Origin of the sequence: Cyanobium sp. Aljojuca 7A6, assembly GCF_024346455.1 — a bacterium.
Lineage (GTDB): Bacteria > Cyanobacteriota > Cyanobacteriia > PCC-6307 > Cyanobiaceae > Cyanobium.
Genome location: NZ_JAGQCY010000003.1, coordinates 172785 through 186336 on the forward strand (window position 1 = coordinate 172785; position 13552 = coordinate 186336).

General features: G+C 71.3%; 14 protein-coding genes. 7 read left to right on the forward strand and 7 right to left on the reverse strand.

What is annotated here, in order from left to right; genetic code table 11:
* Positions 1 to 36: 36 nt before the first annotated feature.
* The gene (locus KBY95_RS04170) at positions 37 to 834 is read left to right on the forward strand and encodes a TIGR01548 family HAD-type hydrolase (RefSeq protein WP_254963719.1); all 798 of its coding nucleotides are present in this window, start codon (positions 37 to 39) and stop codon (positions 832 to 834) included.
* On the opposite strand, the gene KBY95_RS04175 is transcribed toward KBY95_RS04170, so the two are convergent.
* Entirely contained in the window at positions 806 to 2137 is a 1332-nt protein-coding gene (locus KBY95_RS04175; protein ID WP_254963538.1) for an aminopeptidase P N-terminal domain-containing protein, read from the reverse strand. The genes KBY95_RS04170 and KBY95_RS04175 overlap by 29 nt on opposite strands.
* A 104-nt stretch (positions 2138 to 2241) precedes the next feature.
* On the opposite strand from KBY95_RS04175, the gene KBY95_RS04180 reads away from it, so the two are divergent.
* From KBY95_RS04180 to ald, 5 genes are read left to right on the forward strand one after another with little or no spacing between them, the layout of a single operon-like run.
* Complete coding sequence (locus KBY95_RS04180) at positions 2242 to 3255, forward strand: CNNM domain-containing protein (protein ID WP_254963540.1); 1014 nt, start codon at positions 2242 to 2244, stop codon at positions 3253 to 3255.
* Complete coding sequence (locus KBY95_RS04185) at positions 3252 to 4589, forward strand: DUF697 domain-containing protein (protein ID WP_254963542.1); 1338 nt, start codon at positions 3252 to 3254, stop codon at positions 4587 to 4589. Before KBY95_RS04180 ends, KBY95_RS04185 begins: the two co-directional genes overlap by 4 nt.
* On the forward strand, positions 4586 to 5167 hold the full coding sequence (locus tag KBY95_RS04190) for a nicotinate-nucleotide adenylyltransferase (RefSeq protein ID WP_254963543.1): 582 nt from the start codon (positions 4586 to 4588) through the stop codon (positions 5165 to 5167). The genes KBY95_RS04185 and KBY95_RS04190 overlap by 4 nt, the downstream gene beginning before the upstream one ends.
* Positions 5167 to 6876 carry an NAD+ synthase gene (locus tag KBY95_RS04195; RefSeq protein WP_254963546.1) on the forward strand — a complete coding sequence of 570 codons (1710 nt, stop codon included), beginning with the start codon at positions 5167 to 5169 and terminating at the stop codon, positions 6874 to 6876. The genes KBY95_RS04190 and KBY95_RS04195 overlap by 1 nt, the downstream gene beginning before the upstream one ends.
* A gap of 43 nt (positions 6877 to 6919) precedes the next feature.
* Entirely contained in the window at positions 6920 to 8068 is a 1149-nt protein-coding gene (ald, locus tag KBY95_RS04200) for an alanine dehydrogenase (protein WP_254963548.1), read from the forward strand.
* A gap of 27 nt (positions 8069 to 8095) precedes the next feature.
* Here the strand turns inward: ald and KBY95_RS04205 are convergent, their stop codons facing one another.
* From KBY95_RS04205 to KBY95_RS04225, 5 genes are all read right to left on the reverse strand, one after another.
* On the reverse strand, positions 8096 to 8836 hold the full coding sequence (locus KBY95_RS04205) for a bifunctional 2-polyprenyl-6-hydroxyphenol methylase/3-demethylubiquinol 3-O-methyltransferase UbiG (protein ID WP_254963550.1): 741 nt from the start codon (positions 8834 to 8836) through the stop codon (positions 8096 to 8098).
* 185 nt (positions 8837 to 9021) lie between these two features.
* A complete protein-coding gene (locus KBY95_RS04210) occupies positions 9022 to 9795 on the reverse strand; it encodes a hypothetical protein (RefSeq protein ID WP_254963552.1) in 774 nt (257 codons plus the stop codon).
* Positions 9796 to 9887: 92 nt separating this feature from the next.
* Complete coding sequence (locus KBY95_RS04215) at positions 9888 to 10253, reverse strand: cupin domain-containing protein (protein WP_254963554.1); 366 nt, start codon at positions 10251 to 10253, stop codon at positions 9888 to 9890.
* Positions 10250 to 10882 carry an alpha/beta fold hydrolase gene (locus KBY95_RS04220; protein WP_254963555.1) on the reverse strand — a complete coding sequence of 211 codons (633 nt, stop codon included), beginning with the start codon at positions 10880 to 10882 and terminating at the stop codon, positions 10250 to 10252. The genes KBY95_RS04215 and KBY95_RS04220 overlap by 4 nt, the downstream gene beginning before the upstream one ends.
* Positions 10879 to 11874 carry an SDR family NAD(P)-dependent oxidoreductase gene (locus KBY95_RS04225; protein WP_254963557.1) on the reverse strand — a complete coding sequence of 332 codons (996 nt, stop codon included), beginning with the start codon at positions 11872 to 11874 and terminating at the stop codon, positions 10879 to 10881. The genes KBY95_RS04220 and KBY95_RS04225 overlap by 4 nt, the downstream gene beginning before the upstream one ends.
* 90 nt (positions 11875 to 11964) lie before the next feature.
* Here KBY95_RS04225 and KBY95_RS04230 point away from each other — a divergent pair, with 90 nt between their 5' ends.
* Positions 11965 to 12396 (forward strand): twin-arginine translocation signal domain-containing protein, encoded by a 432-nt coding sequence (locus tag KBY95_RS04230; protein ID WP_254963559.1) that lies wholly within the window; start codon positions 11965 to 11967, stop codon positions 12394 to 12396.
* On the opposite strand, the gene KBY95_RS04235 is transcribed toward KBY95_RS04230, so the two are convergent.
* Positions 12397 to 13497 (reverse strand): hypothetical protein, encoded by a 1101-nt coding sequence (locus KBY95_RS04235; protein WP_254963561.1) that lies wholly within the window; start codon positions 13495 to 13497, stop codon positions 12397 to 12399. It lies immediately after the preceding gene.
* Positions 13498 to 13552: the final 55 nt, after the last annotated feature.

Consider the following 13552-nt stretch of genomic DNA (forward strand, 5'->3'; position numbering starts at 1 on the left):
AAACGATTAACTTACCAGCCGATTCGCTGCAACCCCCTGGCTGCCCCCGCCGCACCCCGCGCCGTCCTCCTGTTCGACATCGATGGCGTGATCAGGGATGTGGCCGGCAGCTACCGGCGCGCCATCGTCGAAACTGTGCGGCACTTCAGCGGCTGGGCTCCGGAGCCCGCCGCCATCGACGCCCTCAAGGGTGAAGGCCGCTGGAACAACGACTGGCAGGCCTCGATGGAGCTGCTGCGCCGCCGCGGCGCGGCCCCTCTGCCGGCCTGGGCGGAGCTGGTGGACGTGTTCAGCGGCCACTACTTCGGTGGTGATCCGGAGGGGGACCCCGGCCTTTGGCGTGGCTTCATCGGCCGCGAGCCCCTGCTGGTGGATGGGCCGTTCTTCGCCGCCCTCAGCGATCGGGGGATCGCCTGGGGCTTCGTCAGCGGTGCCGAGCCCCCCTCTGCCCGCTTCGTGCTGGAGCAGCGGCTGGCCCTGGTGGCGCCGCCCCTGATCGCCATGGGCCAGGCCCCCGACAAGCCCGATCCCACTGGCCTGCTGACCCTGGCGGCGCGCCTGGCGGCGGTGCCCCTAGGGGCCGGGGCCCCGCCCGTGACCTACCTCGGCGACACGGTGGCCGATGTCGAGACGGTGCTCCAGGCCCGCGGCCGGGAGCCTGGCCAGCGTTTTGAGGCCCTGGCGGTGGCGCCCCCCCATCTGCACGGGCCCGGAAGGGAGGCCGAGCGGCAGCGGTATGAGGCGCAGCTGCGCCAGGCGGGGGCCGACCATGTCCTGGGCTCCACCCGTCAGGTGCTGGAGCTGTTCAGCGCTCCATCGCCGCCGGCGCCTTGAGGGCGGCGGCCGTGAGCACCTCATGGCCGTGGTCGCTCACAGCCACATCGTCCTCGATGCGGATGCCGATGCCCTTCCAACGCTCCGCGATGGCGGGCTGGCCCTCGGGTACCGCAAGCCGGTCACTCACGTAAAGGCCGGGCTCCACGGTCAGCACCATGCCCGGCTCGAGCGCCACGTGGTGCTCGCCCAGCCGGTAGGCCCCCACATCGTGGACATCGAGGCCGAGCCAGTGGCCGGTGCGGTGCATGTAGAGATGGCGGTAGGCCCCCTGCTCGATCAGGCCATCCACAGCGCCGCTGAGCAGGCCCAGCTCCACCAGCCCCTCCACCAGCACCCGCACGGCGGTGTCGTGAACCCCTTCGGCGGTCTGGCCCGGGGCCACCGCCGCCACGGCGGCTTCCTGGGCGGCCAGCACCAGTTCGTAGAGGGCCCGCTGCTCGCCGCTGAAGCGTCCGTTGACGGGGAAGGTGCGGGTGATGTCGCCGTTGTAGTAATCGTCGAGGCTGCAGCCCGCGTCGATCAGCAGCAGGTCGCCGTCCCGCAGCACATCGGCGTTGGCGGTGTAGTGCAGGACGCAGGCGTTGTCGCCGCCGGCCACGATCGAACCGTAGGCCGGGCCGCGGGCCCCCTGCTCGAGAAAGTGCTGCTCGATCACCGCCTGAACCTGCCGCTCGCTGAGGCCGGGCCGCACCACCCGCCGGGCCAGTTCGTGGGCCTCGGCGGAGATGCGGGCGGCCTGCCGCAGGCGGGCCAGTTCCTCGGGTTCCTTGCGCAGCCGCAGCTCGTGCAGCAGCGGGCAGGGGGCGACCAGCCCCAGGGCCGCCTTGCCGCTGCGGGGGGCCCGATCCAGCTGGCGCCCCCAGGCGGCCAGCACCAGGGGCTCCACCTGGGGGTGGCGGCCCACCCGGAAGGCGATCCCCTCGGCGCCGTCGAGATACTCCGGCAGCCGCTCGGCCAGTTCGCTGCGGGGGTGGGCCAGATCGGCGGAGAAGCTGGTCACGGCCCCCTCGCAGCCCCAGCGGAAGCCGTTCCATACCTCGGCCCCCGGATCCTTCGCCTCCACGAACAGCACGAAGGGGTTGTCGGGGCGGTGGGGGAGGAACAGGGCCACGGCACCGGGCTCATCGAAGCCGGTCAGGTACCAGAAGTCGCTGTTCTGGCGGAAGCTGTGTTCGACGTCGGCGTGGTGGGTCACCAGCGCCGCCCCGGGGATCACCGCGGCCACACCCCCCAGCTGCTGCAGGAACCGCTGGCGCCGGCGGGCCAGCAGGGCGGCATCGATCGGGGGGGTCGGCGGCATCGCTGGGATAGGGATGTACAGCGAGAAGATGGCACAGCCGATTAAATACACGTGATCCCCCCGAACCTGCGCGTGCCGTTCTTCTCTGTTTCGATCAGCTGCGGATGAACGATCTCCTGCTTCTGGTTCTGGCGGTGGTCGTGATGTTGATGGGGTCCTTCCTGTGTTCGGGGGTGGAGGCGGCCCTGCTCACGGTCAACCCAGTGAAGGTGCATGAACTGGCGAGCCGCCCCCGGCCGGTGCCAGGGGCCCGGCGGCTGGAAGCCCTGCGCCAGCGACTCGGCCGCACCCTGGCGGTGCTGGTGATCGCCAACAACATGTTCAACATCTTCGGCAGCCTGATGGTGGGCGGGTTTGCCAGCGTCGTCTTCGCCCGCTACGGCGTCAGCGGCCCTGCCCTGCCCCTGTTCTCGGTGGCCCTCACCGTGCTGGTGATCCTGCTGGGGGAAATCCTGCCCAAGGCGATCGGCAGCAAGCTGGCCCTGCCCGTGTCCCTGGCTGTCGCCCCGGGGCTGGGGTTGATCACCACCTTGATGCTGCCCCTGGTGCTGCTGCTGGAGCGGATCCTGCCGGCGATCACGGCCGAGAACGAGATCAGCACCGACGAAAACGAGATCCGCCTGCTGGCCCGCCTCGGTTCCCAGCAGGGTCAGATCGAGGCCGATGAGGCCGCCATGATCGCCAAGGTGTTCCAGCTCAACGACCTCACCGCCAGAGATCTGATGCTGCCGCGGGTCTCGGCCCCCACCCTGGCGGGCCACCAGAGCCTTGATGAGCAGCGCGCCACCCTGCTGCGCCATGCCACAGCCTGGTGGGTGGTGCTGGGGGAGGAGGTGGACGAGGTGCTGGGCGTGGCCAGTCGCGAGCAACTTCTCACGGCCCTGGTGGAGTGCCGTGGCGCCAGCCAGGCGGCCGATCTCTGCGAACCGGTGGAGTTCGTGCCGGAGATGATCCGGGCCGACCGGCTGCTGACCAGCTTCCGCCGCAATGGCTCCGGGGTTCGGGTGGTGGTCGATGAGTTCGGCGGCTTTGTCGGGGTGATCGGCCCCGAGGCGGTGCTGGCGGTGCTGGCCGGCTGGTGGCGCCGGCCGGCCTCCGCCGCCGAGAGCCACCCATGACCATGGCGGCCCCGGCCCCCCTGGCTGCTCCCCCCGCCGCCGAGCGCTGCCGTCAGCTGCTGGCCCGCTGGCGATCGGGGCTGGTGCTCAGCGGCCGGGAGCAGGCGGCCCTGGCGCCGGAACTGGCGAGCCTTGATCGCCAGCTGGCACGCCTGCGCCAGCGCCGGCCGCGGGTGGCGGTGTTCGGCCGGGTGGGGGTGGGCAAGTCGAGCCTGCTCAATGCTCTGCTCGGGGAGGAGCACTTCGCCACCGACGTGGCCCACGGTTGTACCCGCCGCCAGCAGCAGCAGGCCTGGGGCCAGCCGCTCGCCGGTCTGGAGGGGGTCGACCTGGTGGACACCCCCGGCATCGACGAGATCGGCGCCGCCGCTCGCTCCCGCCTGGCGGCCCGGGTGGCGGTGGGGGCCGACCTGGTGCTGTTGGTGATCGACAGCGACCTCACCGTGATGGAGGCCGAGGCCCTGGACGATCTGCTGGCCTCCGGCAAGCCGCTGCTGCTGGTGCTGAACCGCAGTGACTGCTGGCCGGAGGCCGAGCGCGAGGCCCTTCTCGCCAGCATTGGCCGGCGCCTGCCGGCGGAGGCCCGCAACCTGCGGCCCCTGGCCGTGGCGGCCGCCCCTCGCGAGGCACGCCTGCGCGCCGACGGCCGGGTGCGCAGCGAGCCAGCCCCTCCCAGGGTGGAGCCCCTGCGCCGGGAGCTCATCGGCCTGCTGGAGCGTCACGGGGAGCTGTTGCTGGCCCTCAATGCCCTGCGGGCCGCCGACCGCTTCAGCCAGGCCCTGCACCGCTGCCGCCTGCGCCATGGCCGCCGCCAGGCGCAGGGCCTGATCGGTCGCTTTGCAGCCCTCAAGGCCACCGGCGTGGCGGTCAACCCGCTGCTGTTGCTCGATCTGGCTGGGGGGCTGGCCTGCGACAGCGCCCTGGTGGTCCAGCTCTGCCAGCTCTATGGCCTCCCCATGACCCGCGGTGGCGCCCGAACGCTGCTCACGCGCCTGGGCGGCCACAACGCCCTGTTGGGTGGCGCCCAGCTGGGCCTGCAGCTGCTGCTGGGTGGCCTGCGCCAGCTGCTGCTGCTGGCGGCGCCCCTGAGCGGCGGGCTGAGCCTGGCGCCGGCGGCCCCGGTGGCGCTGGCCCAGGCGGCGCTGGCGGTGCACACCACCCGGCGCACCGGCCGGCTGGCGGCCGCCGAACTGCTGCGCAGCACCACCGCCGCCGGCCAGCCGGGTGCCCTGCTGCGCCGGCTGGTGCGGCAGGATCCAGAAACCCGCCGTTGGCTGGGCGAGTGGCAGCAGGAGGGAGCGGAGCGGACCGCTGGCGGCGGCCTCCAGCCGTGACTCCCACTGGAAGTCGTCTCGCCCTGTTCGGCACCAGCGCCGATCCCCCCACCCGTGGCCACAGGGCCCTGCTGGAGGGATTGCTGGGTCTGTTCCCCCAGGTGGTCACCTGGGCCAGCGACAACCCCCTCAAGCAGCACGGCGCCCCCCTGGAGGTGCGCACCGCCCTGCTGGCTGCCCTGGTGGGCGCCATTGACGACACCCGCCTCAGTCTCGAGCCGCAGCTCAGCAGCCCCTGGGCGGTGGAGACCCTGGAAAGGGCGCGGGCCCGCTGGCCCCAGCGGGAGCTGGTGTTTGTGGTCGGCAGCGACCTGGCCGGCCAGATACCCCGCTGGAAGCGGGCCGACGCGCTGCTGCGGGGCTGCCGGCTCGGCATCGCCCGTCGGGAGGGCTGGCCGCTGGAGACGGCGGATCTGGAGCGCTTGCGCGGCCTGGGGGCCAGCCTCGACCTGCTGCCCCTGGCGATCCCGCCCAGCGCCAGCTCCCGGATCCGGGAGCGGCCCGATCCGGCCCAGGTACCGTCCGAGCTCTGGCCCGTGCTGCTGCAGCACAATCTCTACGGCCTCTCCGAGCCCTGATGCGCCTCGCCCTGGCCCAGCTCAATCCCCTGGTCGGCGACCTGGAGGGCAACGGCCAGAGGATCCTGGCGGCCGCCGAGCGGGCCCGCGCCGGCGGTGCCGACCTGGTGCTCACCCCCGAGTTGTCGCTGTGGGGCTACCCGCCACGGGACCTGCTGCTGCGGCCTGCCCTGATCCAGCGCCAGGAGAAGGTACTGGCGTCCCTGGCGGCGGCCTGCCAGGACGACCTGGCCCTGCTGGTCGGGGTGGCCGAGCCGGTTGTTGGCCCACGGCAGCCTGGGCTCTACAACGCCCTGGCCCTGGTGCAGCGGGGTCGCTGGCGCCATGTCTGTCGCAAGCGCCTGCTGCCCACCTACGACGTCTTCGATGAGCGCCGCTACTTCCTGCCAGGAGAGGCCCCGGCGCTGCTGGAGCTGGAGGTCGGTGGCCGCCCCTGGCGGCTGGGTCTGACCATCTGCGAGGACCTCTGGGTGGAGGAAACCCTGCGCAGCCGCTGGCCGGACGCGGTGGATCCGATCGCTGATCTGGTGCCGAGCCGGATCGACCTGCTGCTCAACCTCTCGGCCTCCCCCTTCGGCCGCGGCAAGGGGGAGGTGCGCCAGGCTCTGGCGGCCCGGGCGGCGGCCCGGCTCGGGGCGCCGGTGGTCTACCTCAACCAGGTGGGCGGCAACGACGAGCTGGTCTTCGATGGCGCCAGCTTCGTGGTCGATGGGGCGGGGCGTCCATTGCTGCAGCTGGCCTGCGCCGCCGAGGACCTGGGCGTCTGGGACGCCGGCCCCCCTGCGGCGACCAGCCCCGGGGCCGCCACAGCCACGACGCCCGCGGCGCCGCCAGACCCCTGGGAGCAGCTGCTGCGGGTGCTGGTGCTGGGGGTGCGCGACTACGTCGCCAAGTGCGGCTTCCAGCGGGCCCTGCTGGGGCTCAGCGGCGGCATCGATTCGGCCCTGGTGGCGGTGATCGCCGCCGCGGCCCTTGGGCCTGAGCGGGTGGAAGGGCTGCGGATGCCCTCCCCCTTCAGTTCGGCTGGCTCCTTGGACGACGCTGACGCCCTGGCCGGTCGGCTCGGACTGCGCACTGCCACCCTGCCGATCGCGCCGCTGATGGAGGCCTTCGCCGCCGCCCTCAGCGCCGGGCTGGGGGCGCCACCGCGCGGGGTGACCGAGGAGAACCTGCAATCGCGGATCCGGGGCACGCTGCTGATGGCGGTGGCCAACGACAAGGGCGGTCTGCTGCTGTCCACCGGCAACAAATCGGAGCTGGCGGTGGGTTACTGCACCCTCTACGGCGACATGAACGGCGGCCTTGCGGTGATCGGCGACCTCTACAAGACCACCATTTCCGGCCTCTGTGACTGGCTGGATGGGCCGGCCTCCGGCCCCTGCCGCGCCGCCCTCGGCCTGCCGCCCAATGGGGAGCTGATCGGCGTGGCGATCCGCACCAAGCCCCCCAGCGCCGAGCTGCGCCCCGATCAGCGCGACAGCGATTCCCTGCCCGACTACGCCGTGCTTGATCCCCTGCTCAAGGCCTGCATCGAGGAGATGCGCATGCCAGAGGAGCTGGTGGCCCGGGGGGCGGACCGGGAGCTGGTGGCCCGGGTGGCCGGCCTGCTGCGGCGGGCCGAGTTCAAGCGCCGCCAGGCGGCGCCGGTGCTCAAGGTGAGTGACCGGGCCTTCGGCAGTGGCTGGCGGATGCCTATCGCCTCGGCCTAGGGTTTGGCCACGATCGCCTTCGGGCGGCAATTCTTCTTGGCCCATGCCAGCTCCCGGCCCGGCACCCCTGGCCTCCCCGATGGCGAGCATCGGTGTGCCCACGGAAATCAAGCGTGACGAACAGCGGGTGGCCCTCACCCCCGACGGCGTCCATGAGCTTGTGTCCCAGGGCATGGAGGTGCGGGTCCAGGAGGGGGCGGGCCTGGGGGCCGGCATCAGCGACGACGACTACCGCGCCTCGGGCGCCCGCATCGTCAGCTGTGAGGAGGCCTGGGCCGCCCACCTGGTGGTGAAGGTGAAGGAGCCCCAGCCCCAGGAATTCGCCTTCCTGCGCAGCGACCTGGTGCTGTTCACCTACCTGCACCTGGCGGCCTACCCCGAGGTGGGCCAGGCCCTGCTGGCGGCGGGCACCACGGCGGTGGCCTACGAGACCGTGCAGCTTGAAGACGGCAGCCTGCCGCTGCTGGCGCCGATGAGTGAGGTGGCCGGCCGGCTGGCGGCCCAGGTGGGCGCCCACCTGCTGGAGAAGCCCCACGGGGGGCGTGGCGTGCTCATGGGGGGCTGCACCGGGGTGCGGCCGGCCCGGGTGGTGGTGCTGGGGGCCGGCACCGTGGGCTGGAATGCGGCCCGCATTGCCGCGGCCATGGATGCGGAGGTGTTCCTGCTGGATCGTTCGCCGCACCGCCTGCGGGGCCTGGAGTCCGACCGGCGCGGCCGGATGACCAGCCTGGTGAGCAGCCGCAGCCTGATCGAGCGGCTGGTGCCGGGGACCGACCTGCTGATCGGCGCCGTGCTGCTGCCCGGCGGCCGGGCCCCCACCCTGGTGGGGGAGGAGCTGGTGCAGCGCATGCGGCCCGGCTCGGTGATCGTCGATGTGGCCATCGACCAGGGGGGGTGCATCGCCACCAGCCGCGAGACCACCCACACCGACCCGGTGGTCACCATTCACGGGGTGCAGCACTACGCCGTCGGCAACATGCCCGGCGCGGTGCCCTTCACCTCCACCGAGGCGCTGGTGAGTGTCACGCTCCCCTACATCCTGGTGATGGCGGGACGGGGCCTGCTCGAGGCGGTCACCGACCGGCCCGAGCTGCTCTCCGGCCTGAACACCGTCGATGGGGCGGTGTGCCACCCGGGGGTGGCGAAGGCCCTGGGGGTGGCGCCGCGCCATCCCATGGCGTGCCTGCGCTGAGCCGGCGGCAGGGCGCCTTCACGCGGCTCAGGTGGCGTTCAAGGTGGTGGCGCGAAAGATCACCGAGGCGGGCTGGCCGCTGAGGGGATCCAGGGGTTCGCGCATCTCCCTGACCTCGAGGTCGTGACGGCGGAAGAGCCGCGACCAGGATTCCAGAGTGCGGAAGTACCAGGGAGCCGGCGTCCGGAAGGATGGGGAGAAACCTGACCAGGACCCCTCCCGCCACCCATCTTCGTAGGGATGGTCGGCGCAGATCAGCATGGGGTGCAGGGTCTGGACAAGCACGCAGCCAGTGGGGACAAGCAGCTTCGGCAGCGCCAGAAACAGCTCGTCGACGCTGCGATTCCCCAACAGGGAGAAGTTGGCCACCACCACATCAAACCGCTCCATCAGGCTGCCGGTCGCGATGTCCTGGTAGCTGAGCGTCTGAAAGCGGGCACCGGGCGGGGCGCCGTCCGCGGCAACAGCGGTGAGCTCGTTCACGGCGTCGATGCCGAGCACCTCAATGCCCTGACGGGCGCAATGGTGGGCCAGCCAGCCTTCACCGCAGCCGAGATCCAGCAGGGTGTGTGGTGCTACCTCCTTGATCGCTTCGAGAATGGCCCCATTGGTGACCCGTTCGCGGCTGAGGATCTCACCGCGACGGACGGCCTTGGTCCAGACGGCGGCATTGAGGCCCCACGACGTCAGGATCTCTTCCTCCAGGAGCGGCATCGACGCGCCTGGGTCGGAGGCCGCATCGCCGGCAGTGCCATAGGGGAAAAGCATGAGAGTGGGTGGAACCCTAGGTTAATGAGAGGTTAACCCCAAGGGTGAGTGAATGGTGAAGACGGGCGGAAGAAGCGCCTGTCCATATCGTGTTCAGAAACCGTAGTTCGAAATGTAGTTAATCCGAATCAGGATCAATGCCTAAGTCAGCGAAGCCGAGCAGGGCCGTTGCAAGTGGCCGGGGATCAGGCCGCCGGCTCGACCAGCAGTCCGGTGAGGTCTTCGCTGCCGAACACCTGGCGATAGGCGGCCGTGCTGGTGCACAGGATCACCGGCACCGCCACCAGCAGCCCCACGAAGCAGGCCAGCAGGCCCAGCAGGGCGATGGCGAATTCCACCAGGGCCAGCAGCAGCACCGAGCCCCACTGGGGATCGAGCAGGGTGCGGCCCCGGGTGATCGATTCGATGGGCCCGAGCCCCTGCAGCAGGGCGATCTGGGCCATGAACTTCTGGTTCACCGCCAGGTAGATCAGCACGGCGAAGGCCACCAGGAAGGGCAACACCGCCAGGACCTGGTTGAGCCGGGCGGCGGCGACCCCCACCAGGGCCGCCACCACCAGGACCACGCCAAACAGGATCCCGAGCACCAGTCCGTTGCGGAACAGCCGCCAGCTGGCCTGGCCATCCCAGCGGAGGAAGGTGCCAAGGCTTGGCTTCCCTCCCGCCAGGGCGCTCCAGGCACCCCGGACCAGCCCCGTGGTGCTCCACAGGCTCACGAGCACGCTCAGAATCGAGCCCACCACAAGGCGGATCACCTGGACCGTTGTGACCACGGCGGCTTCGTCGGGGTCGACCTGGCCCTGGATCAGGGAGCAGAGGCTGCTCAGCACCCCCGCCAGCAGGGTGAAACCGACGAACACCCAGGGGGCCCGGGTGAAGGCCTGCCACCCCTCCTTCACGGCCTCGATCACCTTCAGGGAGGATCCACTGGAGGGATCCTGCATCAGAGACACGGCCATCGCAGCGGGAAGGGAGCGTTGCCGGGAGACTAGGCAGAGGCGTGCCAGTGGGCACCCCATCGGTGCGAAGCGTTGCACCGCCCCAAAGCAGTTCAGGCGCGCTGGGGAAAGGACACATCCAGCACCAGGCAGCCTTCGCCATCGGTGTGGAAGGGGCCATGCACCTCCCCCGGCGGCCGACTGGCGTAGTGCCCCGGCTCCAGCCACAGGCCGAAGGCCGCGTCAAACAGGCGCCCCGCCACGATGAAGATCTCCTCGGGGAAGGGGTGGGCCTTGCCCCCGAAGGCGGCAGTGTCGGCCCCGCTCAGGAAGCGGGTGAGGCGGGTGATCTCCCCGCTGGCCGGATCCTCACTGAGAACCAGTTCCTGCACCTGCCCCTCCAGTCCCTCGATCCAGCGCCAGCGATGGGCCTGCTCCGGCGCCAGCGGATTCCAGTAGGGGCTGGTGGTCTTGCTCATGGTGGGGCGAGGGGAGCGGCGGCGGCCAGGTGGGCGTCGATGAGCGGCGCCAGCTGCTCAGCGTGATGCCGGCCGAGATCATGGTCGCCGCCCGGGATCAGCTGCAGACGGGCCCGGGGCAGCCGCCGGGCCAGCCGCTCCCCCACGGCCACCGGGCTGAACGGGTCGGCATCGCCCCACAGCAGCAGGGTGGGTGCCGCGACCTCCGGCAGGCGCCCGGAGAGGTCCGTGGTTTCCGTGGCGAACCAGTCAGGAAGGTGGGACAGGCTGGTGCGGAAGCTGTCCCTCCAGTCGGCGGCCCCCAGCTCGGCCATCGGCAGGCCGCCGGAGGTGGCGCACAGCACCAGGTGCGTCACCTCCGGCGGCCGGGCCAGGGCGGCCTGCAGGGCCAGGACCCCTCCCATCGACTGGGCGATCAGGGCGCAGGGGCGATCCAGCGGCTCCAGCACGAGGGCCAGCAGGTCATCGAATCCTGTGACCCCCGGCCGGGGCGGGGTGTCGCCGAAGCCGGGCCAGCCCAGGTGCAGCCGCTCGGCGCGGCAGGCCAGCCGCCGCTCCAGGGGACGCCAGAAGCCGGTGTCGCCCGAGGCGCCGGGAAGGAACAGCAGCCGCTCGGGCAGGCCCTTCAAGGCCGATCGGCCTCCACGCCCACCAGGGCCGCACTCGCCTCCCACAGCCGCCGGGCCAGATCAGCGTCCTGTCCTTCGGTGCTGGTGGCGGTGGGCTCAAACACATGCTGGCACGGGGCCGTGACGCGGTTGCAGTGGTAGCTGAAGCCGCCGGCGGCGTAGGCGTCATCGACGGCCAGGGCGGCCAGCAGGGCTCCGGCGTTCTCGACGCTTTCGGTGAGGCGCAGGATCGAGCGGGCCGCCAGGGCGAAGAGCCGTTGCCCCAGCTCATTCGACTGGCGGCTGTAGCGCCAGAAGCCGCCTTCGCTGGTGGGCGGAATCACCAATCCGGGGCTCCAGGCGATCACCGGATAGGGCGTTCCCTGCGCCTCCAGGCGGCGGGCGAACTCTCGGGCAAACAGCACATTGCAGAGCTTGCTGTCCTTGTAAGACTTGTCGGCATTGAAGCCGTCCGTGCCGTTCACCATCAAGGTGGCCTGCCCTGGCTGCAGACCTGCCAGCTCGCCGAGCCCCGCGGCGGCGCCCACCTTTCCCCCCGCGGTGGTGGGGTCGTGGACCTCGCTGGCGGTGACCACCAGCCGTGGGGACTGTCCGGCCGCCAGCAGGGGCCGCAGCTGGTGGGCCAGCAGGACATGGCCGAGATGGTTCACCCCGAAGCTGAGCTCATGGCCCTGGGCGGTGCGCCGCGGTTCGCTGGCACCGGCGTACTGCAGGCCGGCATTGAGCACCAGCGTGTCGATGGGGGTCGCCTGGGCGAGCAGGGCGGTGGCACAGGCCCGCACGCTCTCCAGATCGCCCAGGTCGCAGGCCTCGGCGGCGGGTGGGGTGCCCGAACCGGCCCTCTCCAGCACTCGCCTTCCGGCCGCTTCGGCGGTGACCCGGTCCCGGCAGAGCAGGGTGAGTCGGTGGCCGTCCCGGCAGAGCACCACGGCCGCCTCAAAGCCGATGCCGGAATTGCCGCCGGTCAGCAGGATGTGGCGCGCGGCGGCCAAGGGCGGACTCCTGCAGGCGGCGAAACGGGTGCCGTGATCCGGTCAGGCTAAGGAGCCGCGCCATGGGCAGCGGGCCTCTGGCTTGCCAAAGTGACTGCTGTGGCACGCCTCACCCGACGCTCGTTCCTGGTGCTGGCGGCGGTGGCTGGTCTGGCGGCCATCGGCGCAGGGGTGGCGTTTCAGGAGCACACCCGGAACGCGCTCACGGTCAGCAACAGCAGCGGCCGCACGATCACTGCCCTGGAGGTGTCCTTGCCCTGGCAGACGCTGCGCTTCGAGCCGATCGCCGATGGTGACGTTGTCACCCAGTCCTTTCAGATCAAGTTCGACGCCCAGTTCGAGATCTCAGGACAGCTGGCGGATGGCACCCCCATCCGCTCCTCCCAGGGCTACGTCACCAATGGGCACTACGGCGAAGCGGTGCGGATCGAGGTCGGCCCTCACGGGGAGGTCAGGTTCACGCAACAGACCAGGCGTCTGGGCCGGCCGAACGCGCCAGATCACCCTCCATCCCAGGGCTGATCAGAACAGCTTGAACAGGTTGAAGCCCCCCTGCTTCTTGGGCTCCTCCTTCCTTTCGCCGCCGCCCGGATCGAGGCCCTCCAGGCCCTCTCCCAACGGACGCATGGCGGTGGAGCGCCGCTCCAGGCTGAGACGCCAGGAGGGGGCGCCCTTGGCGCTGTTCAGCAGCAGGGTGTCGCCGTAGGCGGTGAAGGTGAGCATCGCCATCCGCATCGCCGCCATGGCCTGGGCGCTGACCGAGCAGGTGGTGCGCTCCGGCGCCAGCAGCACGCCGCGCTGCACCAGCCGGGCCGCTGCCGGGGCCCTCAGTTCGCCCGGCACCGAGCTGTCGGACCAGGGCGCCTCGCTGGAGGTCCACATGATGATGTCGCCCTCCTGGCGGCCCAGGCCGGTGGCCATGGCCTGGTAGCCCAGGGCCGTGGGGACGGCCTGCCAGCTGAGCCGCTGGGAGCCGCCGGCTGTGGTGGTGGTCAGCGTCACCGGGGCCAGGAAGTCGTGGCTGCTCTCCACCTGGAAGCGGATTTCCGGCGCGTAGTTGCTGGCCACCACATGGCTGCCCACCAGCGAGGCCTGCAGCGGCACCGCCGGAGGCTCACTGCCAGAGGGCCAGCGACCGCTGGTGAGGGGCGCTCCGCCAGCGTTGGCGCTGGTCGCCAGACGACTGAGGCCCTCCAGGGCCTGGCGACGCTGTTCCGGCAACAGCCCCTTCAGGGTGATGATCTCCGGCTGGCCGGCGCCCGCGCTTTCGGCGCAGCCGCGGTAGATCAACAGCCGACCCTTCGGCTCGGGGATTTCCTTGTCCTGCCACTGGCCGGGCTGCCCAGGGCTGTCGCTGCCGCTCCGCAACGGCAGCGCCGTGCCCATCGCCATGGCGGCGGGAATGCGGTGCTCGGCCGTTGGGTTGGCCGCCTTGCCGGGCGCCTGCAACTGCAGCTCCAGCTGGCGGCTGGTGCTGTTCATCGAAGGACGTCCGCCCATCATCATCCGCATGATGTCGGCGCCGCCCATGGCCGGCGCCGACATCCCCGAACTGGTCACGGCCTCGATGGAATAGGTGGCCGCCAGGGACGGCAGGGCCAGGCCGGTGCTGAGCAGAACCACCAGGGGCCCCAACGCCTTCCGGATCCTCCGCTGAGCTGCACCCATGCCGCCGCCG